Genomic DNA, 19,329 nt, shown 5'->3' with positions numbered 1-19,329 from the left:
GAAAAGGAAGCTGACATGAGTGAAAAGCCGCTCGCCGGAATCAAGGTGATCGACTTCACCGGGGTCCAGGCCGGTCCCGCCTGCACACAACTCCTCGCCTGGTTCGGCGCCGACGTCCTGAAGGTGGAGCGCCCCAACGGCGGCGACGTCACCCGCAAGCAGCTGCGGGACATCGAGGACCTCGACGCGCTGTACTTCACGATGCTCAACAGCAACAAGCGCTCCCTCGCCATCAACACCAAGACCGCCGAGGGCCTGGAGGTGCTGGAGAAGCTCATCACCGACGCCGACGTGCTGGTGGAGAACTTCGCCCCGGGCGCCCTGGACCGGATGGGCCTGACCTGGGAACGCATCCAGGAACTCAACCCGCGCCTGATCTTCGGCTCGGTCAAGGGCTTCAACGACGACTCGTCCTGGAACGACCTCAAGGTCTACGAGAACGTCGCCCAGTGCGCGGGCGGCGCCGCCTCCACCACCGGCTTCTGGGACGGCCCGCCGACCATCTCCGGGGGCGCCCTCGGCGACACCAACACCGGGATGCACCTGGCGATCGGTATCCTCACCGCGATCATCGACCGGGGCAAAACGGGCCGGGGGCAGAAGGTCTCCGTCTCCATGCAGGACGCGGTCCTCAACCTCTGCCGCGTCAAGCTGCGCGACCAGCAGCGCCTGGAGCGGGTCGGCCATCTGGAGGAGTACCCGCAGTACCCGAACGGCGAGTTCACCGACGTCGTACCGCGCGGCGGCAACGCGGGCGGCGGCGGGCAGCCCGGCTGGGTGCTCAAGTGCAAGGGCTGGGAGACCGACCCGAACGCGTACATCTACTTCACCGTCCAGGAGCAGAACTGGAAGCGCACCGCCGAGGTGATCGGCCGCCCCGAGTGGGCCGAGGACGCGGAGTACGCCACCGCGCGTGCCCGCCAGTCGCACATCTTCGAGATCTTCGACGAGATCGAGAAGTGGCTCGCGGACAAGACCAAGTACGAGGCGGTCAACATCCTGCGTGAGTGGGAGGTGCCCTGCGCCCCGGTCATGAGCATGAAGGAGCTGGCCTACGACGAGGACCTGCGCAGGAGCGGCACGGTCGTCGAGGTCGAGCAGAAGGGCCGGGGCACCTACCTGACCGTCGGCAGCCCGGTGAAGTTCTCCTCCTTCAAACCGGACATCGCCGGCGCCCCGCTGCTGGGCGAGCACAGCTCCGAGGTCCTGGTCGAACTCGGCTACGACGAGGAGACCATCGGCCGACTGAAGGAGAGCGGGGTCATCGTCTGATCCGACCCCGAGACGGAGAGACGGAAGCTGCCGTGACCCGGGGGTCACGGCAGCTTCCGCGTCTGTGCGGCGAGTGGACGGCGAGTTCAGGCCGTCGCCTCGGCCTCGGTCCGCCGCCGCATCAACTCCCGCTCCCGCTCGCGGCGTGCGGTGACGTCCCGGATGACCGCACCGACGTATGTGCTGCCGTCGGGCCCCGGCAGCAGTGCCACGCTGAACTCGATGGACAGCTTGCGGCCGTCCGCCGCCAGCGCGGGCACGTTGAGCAGGTCCGCGTCCCCGTACTTGGTGGTGCCCCGGTCCATGGCTTCCTGGAAGCCGTCCCAGTGACGCTTCCGGTGCCGCTCGGGGATGATGACGTCCAGGCTGAGACCGGCCACGTCGCCCGCCGGGAACCCGAAGATGCGCTCAGCGCCCCGGTTCCAGAAGCGGATCAGCCCATCGCCGTCGATGATCACTATGCCGTCGGGTGCCTGGGTGGCCATTCCCAGCACCACCTCGGGATTCAGATCTTCCATGTCGCCTCCGCGCTGGGGCAGTTGGACAGCTGAACGCATGCAGGCGACAGTATACAGATGAATGGTATACAGAATCCATATCAAGGTGCGGGCGGGACCCCGGTCGTCAGAGGTCCCGCCGTCGTGTGCCGTGCCTCGACTACTGCGGCATCATGCGGCGGTCCCCAGGGCGAGGAGGTCGCTGATGGCGTGGACGGTCCGGAGGGTGGGGACGTCGACGCCGGTGATGCCGGCGAGTTCGATGACGGCGGTCAGGAGGACGTCGAGTTCGAGGGGCTTGCCCCGTTCGAGGTCCTGGAGGGTGGAGGTGCGGTGGTCTCCCACGCGTTCGGCGCCGGCCAGACGGCGTTCGATGGAGATACCGACACGGCAGTTGAGCGCTTCGGCCACGGCGAGGGTCTCCTCCATCATCGTCTGGATGACCTGACGGGTGCCGCCGTGGTGGCACATCTGGCGCATGGTGGCGCGAGCGAGCGCGCTGATGGGGTTGAAGGAGATGTTACCGAGGAGCTTGAGCCAGATGTCGTTGCGCAGATCCGGCTCGACAGGGCATTTCAGTCCGCCGGCCCGCATGGCCTCACTGAAGGCCTGACAGCGCGGGGAAAGGGTGCGGTCCGGTTCGCCGATGGAGAACCGGGTCCCCTCCAGGTGCCTGACGACGCCCGGCCCTTCCAGCTCGGTCGCCGCGTACACGACGCAGCCGACGGCCCGCTCCGGCGCGAGCACCGCACTGACCGCGCCGCCGGGGTCCACACTCTCGACGCGCTGGCCGTCGTGAGGTCCGCCATGGTGGTGGAAGTACCACCACGGGATGCCGTTCTGCGCGGCGATGACGGCGGTGGACCCGTGGAGCAGAGGCTCGATGAGCGGCCCGCACGCCGCGTACGAGTTCGCCTTGAGCCCGAGAAAGACGTAGTCGACGGGGCCGATGTCGGCGGGATCGTCGGTGGCGTGGGCGTGGGCGGTGAAATCACCGCGCGGGCTGAGTACCCGTACGCCGTGTCGCCTCATGGCCGCGAGGTGCGGTCCCCGGGCGACAAGGTGGACGTCGGCGCCTGCCTGATGCAGGGCGGCGCCGACGTAGGCGCCGATGGCTCCGGCGCCGAGGATGGCGACTTTCACTGGTGGCGCTCCGTTCGGTCGAGGGTGTACCGCGGAACTGTCGAGAAGTGTCGACAGAATATTGTCTACAGGATGGACTTGCTGGCAGCAAGGGTTCGAGCCGGGGCCCGCGGGGCCACCCGCGCGGCGTGAGCTGGGTTTCCGGGCCTTTGTGCGCCGTAGACTGTAGGCGAAAGCCAATTCATACTTGGCTGTCACACGCGTAGCGACGACGCTGCGGAGGAGGGGCTGCGATGTTGTCGACGACAGGACTGCCGCAGGGCGCGGTGCCGAAGCTCGAACGCCCCGGCCCGTTGCGGGACAGGGTGTACGAGGCCCTGCTCGAACTGATCACCACCCGCGCCCTGCAGCCCGGGCAGCATCTCGTCGAGAGCGAACTCGCCGGGCATCTCGGGGTCTCACGGCAGCCGGTGCGCGAGGCGCTCCAGCGCTTGAACACGGACGGCTGGGTCGATCTGCGTCCCGCGCAGGGCGCCTTCGTGCACGAACCGACCGAGGCGGAGGCGGACCAACTGCTCACCGTACGCACCCTGTTGGAGGCCGAGGCGGCCAGGCTCGCGGCGGCCAACGCGGGTGCCTCGGCCATCGTGGTGCTGGAGGAGATGTGCGCCGAGGGCGAGCGCGCGGTCGCCGCCGACGACGTGGACGCCGCGGTCGCCATGAACGCCCGGCTCCACGCGAAGATCATGGAGTTGGCCGGCAACACGGTCCTCGCCGAGCTGGCGGCGCAGGTCGACCGCCGGGTGCGCTGGTACTACACGCCGGTCGCCCGGCAGCGCGGCCGGCAGTCCTGGATCGAGCACCGGGACCTGATAGCGGCGATCGCGGACCGTGACGAGCAGCGCGCGACCGAGGTCATGCGGGCCCACACGGAACACACGCGGAAGATGTACCACGAACGGGAGAAGTAGCCGCGGACCTGGACATCCGGTAGCTGCCCGGTCGCTCGCGGTGAGAGATATGCAGGTGAAAGCCAGTCCGAAAGCTTGGTATTGTTGGTCATGTCGCCGCCGGGAAACACCCTCGGTCGCGGCAGACACCTGGTCCGGGTGGCGGAATGGCAGACGCGCTAGCTTGAGGTGCTAGTGCCCTTTATCGGGCGTGGGGGTTCAAGTCCCCCCTCGGACACCAAAACGATTGCGTTTGAACCTCGGTCCCGGTTGGGTCCGGGGTTTTTTGTATCGGCGGGAAGCCGGCCGTGGGGCCGCTGCATGGTGCGTCCTCGGGCCGCACCGGTTCCAGTCTGGCGTGTGGCGCGCCAGTGGACCGCCCCCCTGTCGGGGCGTGAACGGGTTTCTATTTTTGTCTCTTCGCCCTTCTTCGGCTCGGCCGGCCGCCCGGCAATCGCGGCCCGGCCTGGACGCCAGGCGCCTGCTCGCACGGCCAGCCGGACAGCAGGCCGGACCACGCCCCCAAGAAACCAACAATGTCGGGCAGTGGTTGTTTCGCGTCCCAGGGCCATCAGGATCCTGGGTCATCCACCTTCGTCAGCAACCTCCCGCCCTCCATCCCAAACCTGTCCACCACCAGGAACGCCTTGCCCAGCTCGTTGAGCGTCAGCTCAAGCCGATAGAAGTCGACCTCGCCACCGCCGTTGCGGTATGGCCGGATACGTTCTGTATCCAGACTGAGCTTCCACTCCGTGAACGGCACCGCCGCGAAGACCTCGTACTCGTCGTCCCAGATACAGCAATCTGCTCTGTACTGGTCGTACTCCGTCCCGTCGTATGTCTCCGGGTGCACGAGTGCGTCAGCCCACGCGAAGAGCTTCGGCACCACCTCGGCGTAGCTGGCGAGACCAAGGAACACGCCCCAACTGGCCAGCTTCTCGGGTTCCTCGCCGTCTTCGTTGTCTATGCCTAGACGAATGTCGCCTCGTCCTGAGCTCTTGTTGACCCACTCCGCCATGTCGACCACCAGCCGCTTGCCGCTGGCCAGCAGCTCCATCCAGGGCTTGGCCAGCTGTAGTTCACGGATACGCAGCTCGTACGGGTCGCCCTCGGCAGCCTCCCGCAGGGTCTTTCGAGCGCTCGCATCCAGCATCTGGGCTTCCGGCACCAGCAGCTTCCAGCCGCCGGTGGGCGTCTCCTGGAGTGTCTGGCGGTTCACCAACTGCCAGTGGCAGCGCTTGGTCTCCGGGTGGTACAGCACCACGGCCACCGGCAGCGAGTGGTTGAGCCAGTAATCCACGTGCGCGCCGTCCGGCCGGAACCACCACCCCTCTGGGGCCGACTCCCGAAACCAGCTCTTCCCACTCTTGATCTGCAGGGCCAACAGCCGGCCACGGACGTCCTCGCCGTCGACAACCTCGGCATGCACGTCAATGCCGTAGTCCTCGGTGGGCTGCTCGCGGAACAGCCACTTCAGCTCGTCCTCGACGGCGAGCTTGGTGCGGGTCACCCCTATATTGGCGACCTTGGCGGATGGTTTACGGCGCATCACGGCTCCATCTTCTGCTGGGAACGGGTGTGGTCGTCTCCGAACTCGGCGAGCACCCGGGCGCCGGTGATCTACGCGATGTCCGGCGTCGAGAGGCAGATCTCAGCGTCCGGGTGCTTCAGAAAATGCGCCTTCACCTGTCCTTCCAGCTCGGCCAGCGGCTCGTTCAGAGGGATCAGCAGCTTCGCGTGAGCGGCGGCGGTGGCCGCGTAGACGGTGGTGACCGACTCGACCTCCGCGCAGGGCCAAGCAGCAGGCTCTTGGGAGCGGCGTCCTCAGTCGGACGACGAGCGTAGCTGTCACCGAGGTTCAGCCAGCGCGAACCGTTCGGGCGCAGGACGCGGGCCAGGTCACGGGCGACGAGTCGAGGGCCGTCGCGAAGCCCGAGCCTCCCGCTGCGGCCCCGCCTGCGCCGACCGGGATCGACTAGGAGTCGTCCGGCCGATCACGGTACGGCTACCTGCGTGCCCAGACCCCCTTGCCCGACAAACCATCCCGCGCCGAACTTGCCCAGCTGGTCCGGTCCTTGGGCTCCGGCGCCCTATTGGACATCGGGAAACCGGTATCCGGGCGCCTGTATGACTGGCTAGGCTCACCCCCTCTGACCGGCACAGATGTGGGGAACGCATGACGCAGCAGTTCACCGACCGCCAGGGCCGGGCCGTGGTGCTCGAGGAGATCACGGAGGACAACTGGCGCGATGTCGCCGACGTGGCGCCCACCGACGAGCAGCGCCGGTACGTGGCCGCGCTCGCGGCGCGCTATCTCCTGCTCTCCCAGCGCGGCAAGGTGTGGACGTCCCTCGGCGTCCGTGCCGGTGACGACGTCGTGGGCCACGTCATGTGGGCGTACGACGACGAGGACGGCACCCACTGGATCGGCGGCATGGTGGTGAGCGCGTCCGAACAGGGCAAGGGTATGGGCCGCGCCACCCTGGGCGCCGTGGTCGAGCGCCTGTCGGCGCTGCCGGAGTGCCGGGAGATCCGTCTCTCGTACCACCCGGACAATACTTCCGCCGGCCGCCTCTACACCTCGTTCGGTTTCCAGCCGACCGGGGACTTCGAGGACGAGGAGATCGTGCTGGCGATTCCAGCCAGCTAGGACTTGGCCGCCCGATCATGTGGCTGTCGCCTGCCTTGCTCGTTGGTTTGGACATGGGGCGGGCTGATCTGACAGATGCAGAGTGGGAGCGGTTGAGGCCGCTCCTGCCGGTCAGCAACAGGCGTTGTGGCCGGTGGCGGGACCATCGGCAGGTGATCGACGGGATTCTGCACCGGGTGCGGATCGGGGTGCACCGGCGTGACCTGCCCGAGCGGTTCGGGCTGTGGAAGACGGCCTACGAACGCCATCGGCTGTGGTCGGCCGACGGGACCTGGGAGCGTCTGCTCCAGCGGGTCCAGGCGGAAGCGGACGAGGCCGGGGACATCGACTGGGACATCTCCGTCGACTCCACCATCGTCTGGGCCCACCAGCACGCGGCCGGCGCCCGCACCGATCCGCCACCAGCCCTTCATTCAACGTGACCAGCGATAATCTGGTCCGTGAAGGGCTGTCCCACAAGAGGGTCACACGGACGCCTGGGCGCCTGGCTGTGGGGCCGGCTGGAAATCGACGAAGAAGGTGCCGGGGTTGCCGGGCACGACACGGCAAGTGAAGTGGCACCCGAGCAACGGGGCGACCTCGGTCTTGAGGTCGTGCGCCAGAACGGCGGCCGAGCTCACGTACTTGTTCGTTGGGTCGTCGACGGCATGGGCATCGACGAGCGCTCCACGGATCCCGGTCACGACGTATTCGACTCGTCGACCGCCGCTTAGGTCGGGCTCCTCGCCCGCGTGGTCGCAGTTCACTACGTGGGCGAGCACGGCAGAGGACGCTGTACCAACGGCCGACCGTCCCGTTCAGCTTCATCGTCGAGGAACATGCCTTCCGACGCCGGTTCGGGGACGCGGAACAGATGCGGACCATGCTCGACCACGTACTGGAGCACAGTGCGCCGCGCAACGTGACACTTCAAATCATGTCGATGGAGGGCGGTTTGCATGCGTGTCTGGACGGTCCGGTGCGGCTGCTGGAGACAGCGGAGGGGCGGCGGTTCGGGTACTCCGAGGGGCAGCAAAATGGCCGTTTGATCGCTGACGTGAAAGAGGTGAGCCTCCTCCAACAGCGCTATGACACACTGCGCTCGCAGCCTCTGGATCCCAAAGACTCGCGGAGCTTGTTGGAGCGACTCCGAGGAGAGCTATGAGCAAGACGGAACTCGCCTGGTTCAAGTCCAGCTACAGCGGTAGCCAGGGCGACGACTGCGTGGAGATCGCCCTCGCCGAAGCCGAACAGGCCATCTGCGTCAGGGACTCCAAGGACGTGAAGCGTCCGCACCTCGCGGTCGGTCGCGACGGCTGGACCTCCTTCGTGCGCTACGCCGCGCACGGCTGAGCCCCTCGGGCGGGCCCAGCCGTACGCGACCCCGACTCAGTCCCGCAGCCGGTCGATCTGGCGCAGCTTGTTCGTCGCGTCCAGGGCCGCGACCTTGTAGGACTCCGCGAGCGTCGGGTAGTTGAAGACCGCGTTGACCAGGTAGTCGACCGTGCCTCCGCAACCCATCACGGACTGGCCGATGTGGATCAGTTCGGTCGCTCCCGTGCCGAAGCAGTGGACGCCGAGGAGTTTGCGGGTCTCCGGGCAGACCAGCAGCTTGAGCATGCCGTGGGAGTCGCCGATGATCTGGCCCCGGGCCAGTTCGCGGTAGCGGGAGATGCCCACCTCGAACGGGATGCTCTCCTCGGTGAGTTGGTCCTCGGTGCGGCCGATGAAGCTGATCTCGGGGATGGTGTAGATGCCGATGGGCTGGAGGTTGTGCATACCGTCGACCGGCTCACCGTACGCGTGGTACGCCGCCGCCCGGCCCTGTTCCATCGAGGTCGCGGCGAGGGCCGGGAAGCCGATGACGTCGCCGACGGCGTAGATGTGCGGCACCTCGGTGCGGTAGTGCTCGTCGACCGTGATCCGGCCGCGCGGGTCGGCGGACAACCCGGCCTTGTCGAGGTCGAGTTCGTCGGTGAGGCCCTGACGGCCGGCCGAGTACATCACGGCGTCCGCGGGGATCTTCTTGCCGCTCTCCAGGATGGTGAGCGTGCCCCGGGCGTGGCGTTCCACCGCCGCGACGGTCTCCCCGAAGCGGAAGGTGACGGCCAGGTCCCGCAGGTGGTACTTCAGCGACTCGATCACCTCGACGTCGCAGAAGTCGAGCATCGCGGGCCGCTTCTCGACCACCGTGATCTTGCTGCCCAGGGCCGCGAACATGGAGGCGTACTCCATGCCGATCACCCCGGCCCCGACGATGACCATGGAACGCGGCACGCCCTCGAGGTTGAGCACGTTGTCGGAGTCCATGATCGTGCGTTCGTCGAACTCGACCGTGCCCGGGCGGGCCGGGCGGGTTCCGGTGGCGATGACGATGTGCTCGGCGGTCAACAGCTTCTCGTTGCCGTTGACTTCGTGCACCGCCACGGTGTGGTCGTCGACGAAGCGACCGATGCCGGCGAACAGGGAGACGTGGTTGCGGGACAGCTGGCTGCGGATGACGTCGACCTCGCGACCGACCACGTGCTCGGTGCGCGCGGTCAGGTCGGCGACGGTGATGTCCTCCTTGAGCCGGTAGCTCTGGCCGTACAGATCGCGCTGGGTGAGGCCGGTGAGATAGAGCACCGCCTCGCGCAGCGTCTTGGAGGGGATGGTGCCGGTGTGGATGGAGACCCCACCGACCATGTCGGGGCGGTCGATGACGGCGACCCGGCGGCCGAGCTTGGCCGCCGCGATGGCAGCCTTCTGGCCGCCCGGGCCGGATCCTATGACAAGCATGTCGAAGTCGGGCACCCTGCTGAGTCTGTCAGCCCGAGGCCGCCGCCCGGAAGGGTGAACGGACAACGTTTGGCGCCCACTTCGACTCTGGCAGAGGCTCAGGAGAGTTCGGGAAGGTTCACGAAGCCTGTGGCCGGAGGCGTTCGAGGCCCTTGCGGTCGTAGTAGCGGGCCATCGCGAAGCCGAAGATCAGCGCGAGCGCGGCGCCGACCGCGATCATGATCCAGGCGCGGGTGAGTCCGGCGTCCCCTCGGGCGTCGAAGTAGAGGATCGCGCGTGCCCCGTCGCCGAGTTGGCGCATGGGCTCGAACAAGGACAGGAAGCGGTAGAAGTCCGGGACCGCCTGGAGCGGGACCGTGGCACCGGACGAGGGCAGGCCCAGGACGATGAACACGAACATCGACACGAGCTGCCCGATCCCGCCGAACGCCGCGTTGATCGCCTGGACGCCGAGGCCGACCGCGAGGGTGGCGCAGTACGAGTACAGCCAGAGCAGGGGCAGGTGGTCGGCGTCCATGTCGAGGATGCCGATGGTGGCGACCATGATCAGGGAGACGCTCAGCAGCGTGATCGCGGCGGTCATGCCCATCTTCAGCAGCAGGGTCTGGGTGCGGGTGATGGGCACCGTGGGCCGGCGCGTGTGCCAGGGGCCGATCTCGTTGTCGGCGTAACCGAGGGAGGTGTCCACACCGTTGCTGATGACGTTGGCGCCCAGGAATCCGGCCAGCACGAGCAGCAGCGTGTAGTAGAAGGTGCTCAGGCCCAGGCCGCTGTGGGTGCCGATGGGGTGACCGACCTGCGGGGTGACCGCGATCGGGTCGGCCAGCAGCAGCTTCGTGGTTGCGTCGGCGTTCGCCGCGTTCGCGGTCAACTGCTTGCCGATGGTCTGCGAGGCCTGGTGCGCGGCCAGCGTGGTGATCTGACTGGCGAGGGACGAACCGAGGCTGCCCTTACCGGGGTTGGTCAGCACGGTCAGCGCCGGACGGGCGGTGGCGTTCTTGCCGGTCAGCGCGGCGACCGAGGCGGTGAAGCCGTCGGGTACGACCAGCGCGCCGTAGAGCTTGCCCGAGTCCAGCTCGTCCTGGGCCCGGGCGAGGCTCAGTTCACGCCACTCGGCCTTGTCACCGCCGGAGGTGTCGGTGGTGATCGCCTGGACGATCTGGGCGCCCAGGTTCGCCTTCTGCCCGGGCAGCGGCGCGCCCCGGTCGGCGTTGACGATGCCGATGGGCAGGTCGTGCAGATCGCGGTTGGGGCTCACGATGCCACCCATGTAGAGCAGCGACAGCAACAGCGCCAACAGCCCGGTCAGGACGGTGGGCAGCAGCCACAGCTTGGGCCGGCCCAGCAGCGCGACGGCGCGTGCCTGCGTAGGGCCGACGACGGGGGGCGAGGATTCGGACGTACTCGACGTGATCGACGTACCCGAAGTGTCCGATGTGTCCGATGCACTCGATGTGCTGGACGTACCGTCGGACGGATCGCTGGTCGATGTGCTGTCGTCGGCTGGCATGGTGCTCCGGTGGTTCCTGGAGGGGCAGGACAGGGCAAGAACGGGCAGGACGGGGTGGGACCCTATGGATGATCGTCGTTCCGGCTGGATACCGGAAGGCCACCGTCCGCCCGGCTCAGGATCGTGTGTACGCGCGCTCGGCCGCACGAGCGACTCGCCGAACCGGAGGCGACGAACGTACGACTACCGGGCGGCGCACAGATGAACGCCGCCGGTGGCCCCCGCCAGGATGCGGGTCCGCCCGGTCGCGCACAGCGGCCCCGGATCCGGCGAGGCGAAGGGGGGCCGGACACTCGTCCCGCACCCACCCGGTCGCGACACGGCAGACCGCACGCCCACGGTCCCGCGGGGAGATCCGCGTGTGGATACTCAGCGCCCGAAGTCCTCGAAGCGCCCCAAGTGCCCGAAGCAGCATCCGCGTCCCCGCCGCCGCCGCCCAAGCCGCCGAAGTCGCCGCGCCGGCAAGCGATCGGCGGCTAGAGGACGGCACTCGGTACGCCCTGAAGCCGCCCGACCCCAACCCCGACCCCGCCCGACCCCGTCCCCGCCCGTGATCCGGAACTCGCCGGCCGGGTCACATGGCGTCGAGATAGTCCCGCAACACCTGGGAGCGGGACGGGTGGCGCAGCTTGGACATCGTCTTGGACTCGATCTGGCGGATACGTTCGCGCGTCACGCCGTACACCTGGCCGATCTCCTCCAGGGTTCTGGTCCGGCCGCCGAACAGGCCGTAGCGCAGGGAGATGATGCCGGCTTCTCTCGGGGTCATCTCCGCGAGGATGGACTGGATGGTCTCCTGGAGGAGCAGGAAGGTGACCATGTCCGTGGGGGTGACGCTGTCCCTGTCCTCGATCAGGTCACCGAACTCGCCGTCGCCGTCCTCGCCGAGGGCGGTGTGCAGCGAGACGGGCTCTCTGGTGTAGGCGGCGAGTTCGGGCAGGCGCTCCACAGGGACGCCGGCCTTGTCCGCCAGTTCCTCCGGAGTGGGTTCCGTCCCGAAGTCCTGGATCAGCTCGCGGCGGGTGCGGGCCACCCGGTTGATGACCTCGACCAGGTGCACGGGGATACGGATGGTCCGGCCCTGGTCGGCGAGCGCGCGCGAGATCGCCTGCCTGATCCACCAGGTCGCGTACGTCGAGAACTTGAAGCCCTTCGTGTAGTCGAACTTCTCGACCGCCCGGATCAGGCCCGTGTTGCCCTCCTGGACCAGGTCCAGGAAGAGCAGCCCACGGCCCGTGTAGCGCTTGGCGACGGACACCACCAGGCGGAGGTTCGCCTCGATGAGGTGGGACTTGGCGCGCTCCGCGTCCTCGGCGAGGATCTCCCACTCACGTCGGCGGACGGGGTCCTCGGGCGGGTCGTCCAGCAGCTTGTGCTCCGCGTACAGTCCGGCCTCGATCCGTTTGGCGAGGTCGACCTCCTGTTCGGCGCTGAGGAGCCGGACCCGCGCGATGAGCCGGAGGTAGTCCCGCACCTGGTCGACCGAGCCTCCGGTGGTGGTCAGCCGGGGGAGGGGAGCATCGCTCTCGTCCTCGGTGGCCGGGTCGAACACGTCGGTCACCTCGGTATCGGTCGCCATCGTGCTCACTTCCTCTCCAGGAGTGCACGCGGGAACGTCCCTGTAGGAGAACGAGCCACGACCCCCTCGTGTTCCGGAGTCCCACGGGCAATCACCCGCCCGCCGCCGCCGCCGCCGCCGCTGCACGCCGCCGCCGACGTCGGTGGCTCGGCGAGGGAGTCACCGGGCTCCCGGTGCGCGTCCCGGTGACTCCCCGGGGATACCGCCCCCCTCGTCCCCGGGGAACCACCGTCGGGCGCGCTGGGCACCCGTGCGTCAGCAGTCGCGGAACTCCGGCGACTGGTTGAGGATCTGCGAGCGCAGCGAGGTGAAGCGGGCGTAGGTCGCGCCGTTCTGCGCGCCGGGGTGGAACGCCGCGACCCGGTGGCAGTTCTGGAAGGCGAGCGCGACGCCGAAGTGCCGCTCCAGGCTGCTCCGGATCGCGTCACTGGCCAGCGCCCGCAGCAGCTGACCGCGCTCCTTCTCGGAGGGCGGCGGGGTCTGGTTGTCGGCGAACTCGGCCGTGCCGCCCTGGAGCTCGGAGGTGAGGCCGGCGATCAGCTGGTAGGCGTAGGGGAGCGAGGTGCGGACGGTTTCGATGAAGTCGTCCTCACGGATGTCACCCTGCTCGGCTTCGGCGAGCAGCTGGGGGGAGACGTCGAGTGACATGAAGGGGGGTCCTTTTCTTGCGATGTCTGAGGTTTCTTACTGATTATTATGTTTGACTGTTTTACCTAGATTTTGTCGATGGCGAGAGCGGTAGGCCCGTGCACGAACTCCGGGTCCACCTGTTCGGCCAGATCCAGGCCTGTCGCCCGGTCCGCCCACGCCCGGGCGTTGCGCAGATGGAACTCGACGGCGTGCCGCTGGAAGGTGGCCCAGTCCTTGGTGCGGGCGTCGACCGCGCCCCGGAGCAGGTTCAGCGCGTGCAGGTTCTGCGGCTCCAACTCGCCTTGCTCCCGGCCCTGTTCGGCGGCGCGCACCCAACTGGACTGGACGAGGTGGGTGAGCAGGTCGTCGCCGGTCTCCTCCTTGAGGAAGAGCAGGTCGTCCTCGCCGGTGACCTTGTTGCCGATCACCGCGAGCGGGATCCCGAACTCGCGGGCGTGGTCGCGGTACTGGCGGTAGACGGAGACGCCCTTGCGGGTCGGTTCGGCGACCAGGAACGTCATGTCGAACCGGGTGAACAGGCCGGAGGCGAACGCGTCCGCGCCGGCGGTCATGTCGACGACGACGTACTCGCCGGGGCCGTCGACGAGATGGTTGAGATAGAGCTCCACCGCGCCCAGCTTGGAGTGGTAGCAGGCCACGCCCAGGTCGCTCTCCTCGAAGGCGCCGGTCGCCATCAGCGGTACGCCGCCGACCTGTTCGACGTGCCGGGCGTGGATCTCGTCGTCGCCGAGCGGGCGCAGCAGCCGTGAGCCCCGGCCGGCCGGGGTTGTCTTGACCATGGCCTCGCGCGACTCGATACGCGGGTTGGTGCCGCGAAGAAAGTCCTTGATGTCGCCCAGATGGGCGCTGAGCGGTGGAGCGGCGAACGTCTCGCCGCCGACCGGGTCGAGCGCCTCGGCCAGATGCTGGTTGATGTCGCCGTCGATGGCGACCACGGGTGCGCCGGAGCGTGCGAGATGACGGGAGAACAGGGCGGACAGCGTGGTCTTGCCACTGCCGCCCTTGCCGACGAACGCGACGCGCATCAGCGGGTCGCTCCTCGTTCTTCGGGGGGTTGTTCACGAGGCGTTTTGAAAATGAATGTCATGTGGCAAGTTTTTATGCGGCCTTCGGGGCTCTGTCAAATCGCCTTGCCCCCAACTGGTCTGCAGTGATGTGCAGTTGGCGACCGTTTGTTCGATCTACCTAAATGCATATGATGTGCAGGTGCGTAACTACTGCATCAGGACCGCGGCCCCAGGCGACCTCGACGGCGCGCGGGCGGTCATGCTCGACACCGTCTACCGCGACTTCGGGACGGGCTTCGTGCCCCGTTGGCACGGGGACATCATCGACCCGGCGTCCGCCTATCTCGCGCCCGCCCGCCACACCCTCCTGGTCGCGGTCGACGAGCGCGACGCGAGTGTCGTGGCCACCGCCGCGCTCGACTCGCGCGGCCCCCTGCATCCGCCGAACCCGCGGCATGTCGCCGAGCGCTATCCCTCCGGCGCCACCGCGCAGTTGCGCCGGGTGTACGTCCGCCCCGAGCACCGCAGGCGTGGTCTGGCCCGGCGGCTCGTGACCGAACTGCTGGCCTTCGCGGCGGCCGACGGCGCCTATCGCGCCGTGTATCTGCACACGGACCCGGCGGTCGCCGGCGCCGAGGGGTTCTGGCGGTCCCTGGGGAAGGTCGTGCACGACGAGCGCGAGGGCGCGGGCGAGGGTGAAGGACAGGGCGTCGTGCACTTCGAGGTTCCGCTGGCGCGGTGATCGGCCGCAGCCGACCCGGGGTGGCTATTGGAAATGATTATCAGATACTCTCCCGTTGCATCACCCCCTGAAACCCTTACGGAACCGAGGACCATGCGCACCCCCCGCCGTCGCCGACTGCTCGTCGGACTGCTGCTCTCCCCGCTGCTCACCGGCTGCTTCGCCTCCGGTGGCGACGACAGCGATTCGTCGTCCGACACCGGGGCCGGATCCCGGCTGCGGGTCGCGCTCGCCTTCCCGCCCGCCGAGAACCTCTCGCCGTACGGTGCCGACGCCACCCTCCTCAGCCGCCTCGGCGTCACCGAGGGTCTGACCGCCCTCGACGCCAACGGCTCCGCCGCGCCCGCGCTCGCCGAGTCCTGGACCCGCGAGGACGACCGCACCTGGCTGTTCACGCTGCGCGACGCGCGCTTCCAGGACGGCACCGACGTCACCCCCTCCACCGTCGCCGCCGCCCTCACCCGCGCGACCCGGGCCGAGCCCGAGCCCGCCGCCCTCACCGGCGTCACCCTCACCGCGAAGGCCGCCGCCGACGGACGTATATCCGTCACGACCGCCGAGCCGGACCCCGTGCTCCCGCTGCGCCTGTCCAGCCCCGGCCTCGTCGTCCTCGCGCCGAAGGCGTTCGCGAAGAAGGGCGCCGTCGACCCGGTCGGCACCGCCACCGGGCCCTTCGAGCTGACGAAGACCACCGGGTCCACCGCGGCGACCCTCGACCGCTTCGACGACTACTGGGGCGGACGCGCCCAGGCAGCCGGGATCGACGCCCGGTTCATCGCCGACGGCACCGCCCGCGCCAACGCCCTGCGCACCGGCCAGGTCGACATCGCCGAAGCGATCCCCGTCGCCCAGGCCGCCTCCCTCGACAAGGCGACCCGCCGCGAGACCGCCACGGCCCGCACCACCTACCTGCACCTCAACACCCGGTCCGGCGCCTTCAAGGACGCGAAACTACGGGCCGCCGCCCGCGCCGCCGTGGACACCTCCGCTCTCGCCGACGGTGTCTACGAAGGCCACGCCGACACCGGAAAGGGCATCTACGGCCCGGCACTCACCTGGGCCGAGGGCAAGCGCGTCCAGCCCGCCGGGCGCGCGAAGGCGACGGCGCCCGACGGTACTTCCGTCACTCTGGCCACGTACGACAACCGGCCCGAACTCCCCGAAGCCGCACAGGTGTTGAAGCAGCAGCTGGAAAGGGCCGGGTTCAGGGTGAAGCTGGAGGTGCGGGAGTACTCGCGCCTGGAGAGCGACGCGCTGGCCGGCAGGTTCGATGCCGTCGTCGCCGCCCGCAACACCATGCTCGACTCGGGCGACCCCGTCTCCGTCCTCGCCAGCGACTACACCTGCGACGGCGGCTACAACCTCTCCCTGCTCTGCGACAAGAAGGTGGACCGGGCCGTCACGAAGGCCGAGGGCGTCGAGGACACCGCCGAGCGCCAGGACGCGGCCATGGCTGCGGAGGCCCTCATCCTCGGTGACGACGCCGTCGTCCCGCTGGTCCACCAGCGGATCATCACCGGCGTCGACGCCGACGTACAGGGCGTGCTCCTCGATCCGTACGAGCGCACGCTGGTCGGTACCGGAACGCGGCGCTGACCCCGTGCGGGGACCTGCGGGCACCCTGCTGTGGCGTGCCCTCCTCGCCGCGCTGCTCGTGTGCGGGATCGGTCTGCTGCCCTGGCTGACCCGCACCGACCCGGCGTTCACCGTGCTCAAGGCACGGTCGGCGGAGCGTGAGGCCACCCCGGAGGTGCTGGCCGACATCCGGGACCAACTCGGCCTGGACGCCGGGCCGTTGCGGTTGCTGGGTGACTGGCTCGGCGGGCTGCCGCGCGGAGACGCGGGGCGGTCCTGGATCTCCGGTGCGGAGGTCATGCCGGATGTGCTGGAGGCGCTCGGCGCCTCGCTGCTGCTGATGGCTGTGGCGCTGGCCATCGCGTTTCTCGTCGCCGCGCTGGTGTGCGCCCGGACACTGTGCGGCGACGGGCGGCGGCGCGGCGGCAGCGGGTCGGCGATGGTCGCCGCGCTGCCCGAGTTCCTCACCGCGTCCGTGCTGGCCACCGTCGTCGGCGTCCAGCTCGGCTGGCTGCCCGCCCTCGGCTGGTACGGACTCCAGTGGACGATCCTGCCCGGCCTCGCCCTCGGGCTGCCCGCCGGTGCGCTCCTGGGGCGGCTCCTCGACGATCTGCTGCCGGGCGCCTTCGCCGAGCCCTGGGCGCTGGCCGCCGCCGCACGCGGAATCCCGGGCCGGCGTATCGCGAGCCAGGCGGTGCGGCGCTGTCTGCCCGCACTGCTCCCCAACGCCGGGCTGTTCGTCGTCGGACTGACCGGCGGCTCGGTCGCGGTCGAGCAGATCTTCGACATCCCCGGCCTCGGCCGCACCGCCCTCCAGGCGGCCATCGCCCAGGACCTGCCCGTCCTCCAGGCGAGCACCCTCGCCCTCGTCCTGCTGGCGGCGCTCGCCGCGGGCGCCACCCGGGTCACGGCCCGGCTGCTCATCGGCCCCGCCCTGCGCGACGGCGGCCTCTCCTCCCTGCACCGGCCCGCGCCGCCCGCCCGCCGCACCCCGCCCCTGCTGTACGCGGGTGTGCTGCTCGGCGTCGTCGCCCTCGGGCTGCCGCGTGACCCGCTCGCGCTGGACACCCGCGCCCGGCTCCAACCCCCGTCCTGGACCCACCCGTTCGGCACGGACGCCCTCGGCCGCGACGTCCTCGCCCGTGTCGGGCACGGCGCCCTCGACACGCTGCTGCTCGCCACCGCGATCAGCGCCGCCGCCCTGCTCATCGGCCTGCTCCTCGGGCTGGTGCCCCGGCTGTCCGGACCGCTCGTCGACACCGTCAACGCGATACCGCCCGTACTGGCCGCGCTGCTCGTCACGGCGGTGGTGGGCAGTGGCGGGGCCACCCCCGCGCTCGCCGTGACCGCCGTCGCCTGGGCGCCGCTGGCCGCGCACACCGCCGCCCTGCTGCGCCAGGAACGGGCCACCCTGCATGTCACGGCCACCCGGGGCCTCGGCGCCGACCGCCGCTACGTCCTGTGCCACGAACTCCTGCCCGCCGCACTGCCCCCGGTCACCCGGCACGCCTTGCTACGGCTGCCGAGTGTGGCCCTCGCCCTGGCCGCCCTCGGCTTCCTCGGCCTCGGCGCCCAACCGCCGTCCCCGGAATGGGGGTTGCTCCTGGCCGAGAACCAGCCGTATGCCGAACGCGCCCCCTGGGCGGTCCTCGCCCCCGCCGCCGTACTCGCCCTGCTCGGTGCCCTGGCCGTCACCGCCGCCGGCCTCACCGTCCGACGGCGTCGGAGGAAGCCCGTGCGGGCGGCCCAACCTGGCCAAGGGGCAAGAGAGTTGGTGTTCCAGTGACCGGGTCGGTGTCCGCAGCCGCCGTCGGGGACGAGAGGGTGTCCGGCCGGATGCGGCTCTCGCCGCTGCTGCGGCTGCTGATCCTGACCCAACTCGCCTTCAACGTCGGCTTCTTCGCGGTCCTGCCCTTTCTCTCCGAGCACCTCGGACAGTCGATCGGCATGGCGGGGTGGCTCGTCGGGTTCGTTCTCGGACTGCGCACCTTCAGCCAGCAGGGGCTGTTCGTGGTGGGCGGCACGCTCGCCGACCGGTACGGCATCCGGCCGGTGGTGCTCGCGGGCTGCGCCCTGCGCATCGCCGGCTTCGGCTGGCTCGGTTACGCCGACTCGACCGCGACCGTCATCGGCGCCGTCCTCCTCATCGGCTTCGCCGCCGCGCTGTTCTCGCCCGCCGTCGAGTCCGAGGTGGCCCGGCAGGCGGTGGTCTGGGAGGAGCGGGGCAACGGCTCACGCACCCGGATCCTCGCGCTGTTCACCGTCGCGGGACAGGCGGGTGCCTTCGTCGGGCCGCTGCTGGGCGGACTGCTGCTGTCCGTCGACTTCCGGGTGGTGTGCCTCGCGGGCGCCGGAATCTTCGTCCTCGTCCTCGCCGGACACGCCTGGCTGCTCCCGCAGCACATACCCGGCCGGGAGCGCGTACGCGCGAAAGGGGGCGTGCGCGCGCTGCTGCGCAACCGGCGATTTCTGGCACTCTGCTGCGCCTACGGTGCCTATCTCCTCGCGTACAACCAGCTGTATCTGGCGCTCCCCGACGAAGTGGAGCGCGCGACCGGCTCCCAGACCGCGCTGGCCTGGCTGTTCGCCCTGTCCTCCCTGCTCGTCGTGACCGCCCAACTGCCGGTCACCCGGCTGGTCGGCGACCGGCTCGCCCCGCGCCGTTCGATGGTCGCCGGGATGCTGCTGATCTCCGGCGGGTTCGCGGTGGTGGCGCTGGCCAGGCCCGCGGGGTGGACCGGCAGCGCCGGGCTGCTGCCCGCGGCCGGCTTCGTCGTCCTGCTCACCTTCGGCCAGATGCTGGTCGCGCCCGTGGCCCGCGCCTGGGTGCCCGACCTCGCCGAGGAGGGCCGGCTCGGCCTCTACACCGGCGCCCTGTCGTCGGTTTCCGGCCTGGTCGTGCTGGTCGGTACCTCGCTGACCGGCACTCTTCTCGACGCCGGGCTGCCCGTTGCCGTGCCGTGGCTGATACTGGCCGCCGTACCGCTGGCGGCGATCGCCGTACTGCCGCGCCGAGCCTGAAACGTGGCCGGGGAAGCACCCCGGGGGTCTGGGCC

The 19,329-nt window shown here is 69.5% G+C and carries 17 protein-coding genes, 1 tRNA gene and 2 pseudogenes; 11 read left to right on the top strand and 9 right to left on the bottom strand.

The features are described from left to right. Positions 1-15: 15 nt before the first annotated feature. Positions 16-1,272, top strand: coding sequence for a formyl-CoA transferase (gene frc, locus PV734_RS06610; RefSeq protein WP_319288913.1), 1,257 nt, complete (start codon positions 16-18; stop codon positions 1,270-1,272). 86 nt (positions 1,273-1,358) lie between these two features. Here frc and PV734_RS06605 read toward each other — a convergent pair whose 3' ends face one another. After that, positions 1,359-1,829 (bottom strand): PAS domain S-box protein, encoded by a 471-nt coding sequence (locus PV734_RS06605; protein ID WP_319094751.1) that lies wholly within the window; start codon positions 1,827-1,829, stop codon positions 1,359-1,361. A gap of 111 nt (positions 1,830-1,940) precedes the next feature. Next, complete coding sequence (locus tag PV734_RS06600) at positions 1,941-2,912, bottom strand: 2-dehydropantoate 2-reductase (protein ID WP_319094752.1); 972 nt, start codon at positions 2,910-2,912, stop codon at positions 1,941-1,943. A 233-nt stretch (positions 2,913-3,145) separates the two neighbouring features. On the opposite strand from PV734_RS06600, the gene PV734_RS06595 reads away from it, so the two are divergent. Continuing rightward, positions 3,146-3,823 (top strand): GntR family transcriptional regulator, encoded by a 678-nt coding sequence (locus tag PV734_RS06595; RefSeq protein WP_319094753.1) that lies wholly within the window; start codon positions 3,146-3,148, stop codon positions 3,821-3,823. A 132-nt stretch (positions 3,824-3,955) separates the two neighbouring features. Then, a tRNA-Leu gene (locus tag PV734_RS06590) sits at positions 3,956-4,043 on the top strand. Between the two features lie 330 nt (positions 4,044-4,373). Here the strand turns inward: PV734_RS06590 and PV734_RS06585 are convergent. Beyond that, on the bottom strand, positions 4,374-5,351 hold the full coding sequence (locus tag PV734_RS06585; protein ID WP_319094754.1) for a DUF4365 domain-containing protein: 978 nt from the start codon (positions 5,349-5,351) through the stop codon (positions 4,374-4,376). A 627-nt stretch (positions 5,352-5,978) separates the two neighbouring features. Here PV734_RS06585 and PV734_RS06580 point away from each other — a divergent pair. Next, the gene (locus PV734_RS06580) at positions 5,979-6,452 is read left to right on the top strand and encodes a GNAT family N-acetyltransferase (RefSeq protein ID WP_319094756.1); all 474 of its coding nucleotides are present in this window, start codon (positions 5,979-5,981) and stop codon (positions 6,450-6,452) included. Between the two features lie 53 nt (positions 6,453-6,505). Next, positions 6,506-6,853, top strand: a pseudogene (locus tag PV734_RS06575) (IS5 family transposase); the annotation flags it as partial. A 63-nt stretch (positions 6,854-6,916) separates the two neighbouring features. On the opposite strand, the gene PV734_RS06570 reads toward PV734_RS06575, so the two are convergent. Next, positions 6,917-7,213, bottom strand: coding sequence for a hypothetical protein (locus tag PV734_RS06570; protein ID WP_319094941.1), 297 nt, complete (start codon positions 7,211-7,213; stop codon positions 6,917-6,919). On the opposite strand from PV734_RS06570, the pseudogene PV734_RS06565 reads away from it, so the two are divergent. After that, positions 7,213-7,596, top strand: a pseudogene (locus PV734_RS06565) (Scr1 family TA system antitoxin-like transcriptional regulator); the annotation flags it as partial. The gene PV734_RS06570 and the pseudogene PV734_RS06565 sit on opposite strands and share 1 nt — an antisense overlap. Then, entirely contained in the window at positions 7,593-7,784 is a 192-nt protein-coding gene (locus PV734_RS06560) for a DUF397 domain-containing protein (protein ID WP_319094757.1), read from the top strand. The pseudogene PV734_RS06565 and the gene PV734_RS06560, both read left to right, overlap by 4 nt. Positions 7,785-7,820: 36 nt before the next feature. Here PV734_RS06560 and sthA read toward each other — a convergent pair whose 3' ends face one another. From sthA to PV734_RS06535, 5 genes are all read right to left on the bottom strand, one after another. Next, positions 7,821-9,224: a Si-specific NAD(P)(+) transhydrogenase gene (gene sthA / locus PV734_RS06555; RefSeq protein ID WP_319288912.1), complete on the bottom strand. Its 1,404-nt coding sequence runs from the start codon at positions 9,222-9,224 to the stop codon at positions 7,821-7,823. Between the two features lie 103 nt (positions 9,225-9,327). Beyond that, positions 9,328-10,719, bottom strand: a complete 1,392-nt coding sequence (locus PV734_RS06550) for a DUF3533 domain-containing protein (RefSeq protein ID WP_319094759.1) — start codon at positions 10,717-10,719, stop codon at positions 9,328-9,330. Positions 10,720-11,293: 574 nt separating this feature from the next. Next, a complete protein-coding gene (locus PV734_RS06545; protein WP_319094760.1) occupies positions 11,294-12,298 on the bottom strand; it encodes an RNA polymerase sigma factor in 1,005 nt (334 codons plus the stop codon). 255 nt (positions 12,299-12,553) lie between these two features. Continuing rightward, on the bottom strand, positions 12,554-12,946 hold the full coding sequence (locus tag PV734_RS06540) for an SCO5389 family protein (protein WP_319094761.1): 393 nt from the start codon (positions 12,944-12,946) through the stop codon (positions 12,554-12,556). 65 nt (positions 12,947-13,011) lie between these two features. Further along, entirely contained in the window at positions 13,012-13,974 is a 963-nt protein-coding gene (locus tag PV734_RS06535) for an ATP-binding protein (RefSeq protein WP_319094762.1), read from the bottom strand. A 181-nt stretch (positions 13,975-14,155) separates the two neighbouring features. Here PV734_RS06535 and PV734_RS06530 point away from each other — a divergent pair, with 181 nt between their 5' ends. The 4 genes from PV734_RS06530 (at position 14,156) to PV734_RS06515 (ending at position 19,294) form a co-directional block, all read left to right on the top strand. Continuing rightward, positions 14,156-14,698: a GNAT family N-acetyltransferase gene (locus PV734_RS06530; RefSeq protein WP_319094763.1), complete on the top strand. Its 543-nt coding sequence runs from the start codon at positions 14,156-14,158 to the stop codon at positions 14,696-14,698. Between the two features lie 93 nt (positions 14,699-14,791). Then, the gene (locus tag PV734_RS06525; RefSeq protein WP_319288911.1) at positions 14,792-16,294 is read left to right on the top strand and encodes an ABC transporter substrate-binding protein; all 1,503 of its coding nucleotides are present in this window, start codon (positions 14,792-14,794) and stop codon (positions 16,292-16,294) included. A 4-nt stretch (positions 16,295-16,298) separates the two neighbouring features. Beyond that, a complete protein-coding gene (locus PV734_RS06520) occupies positions 16,299-18,059 on the top strand; it encodes an ABC transporter permease subunit (RefSeq protein ID WP_319094765.1) in 1,761 nt (586 codons plus the stop codon). A gap of 50 nt (positions 18,060-18,109) precedes the next feature. After that, on the top strand, positions 18,110-19,294 hold the full coding sequence (locus tag PV734_RS06515) for an MFS transporter (protein WP_319094932.1): 1,185 nt from the start codon (positions 18,110-18,112) through the stop codon (positions 19,292-19,294). Positions 19,295-19,329 lie beyond the last annotated feature (35 nt).

The sequence above is a fragment of the Streptomyces sp. AK08-02 genome, from assembly GCF_033795085.1.
GTDB lineage: Bacteria > Actinomycetota > Actinomycetes > Streptomycetales > Streptomycetaceae > Streptomyces > Streptomyces echiniscabiei.
Note: the sequence above shows the minus strand (reverse complement) of the source record. Positions and strands in the feature narration are given on the sequence as shown.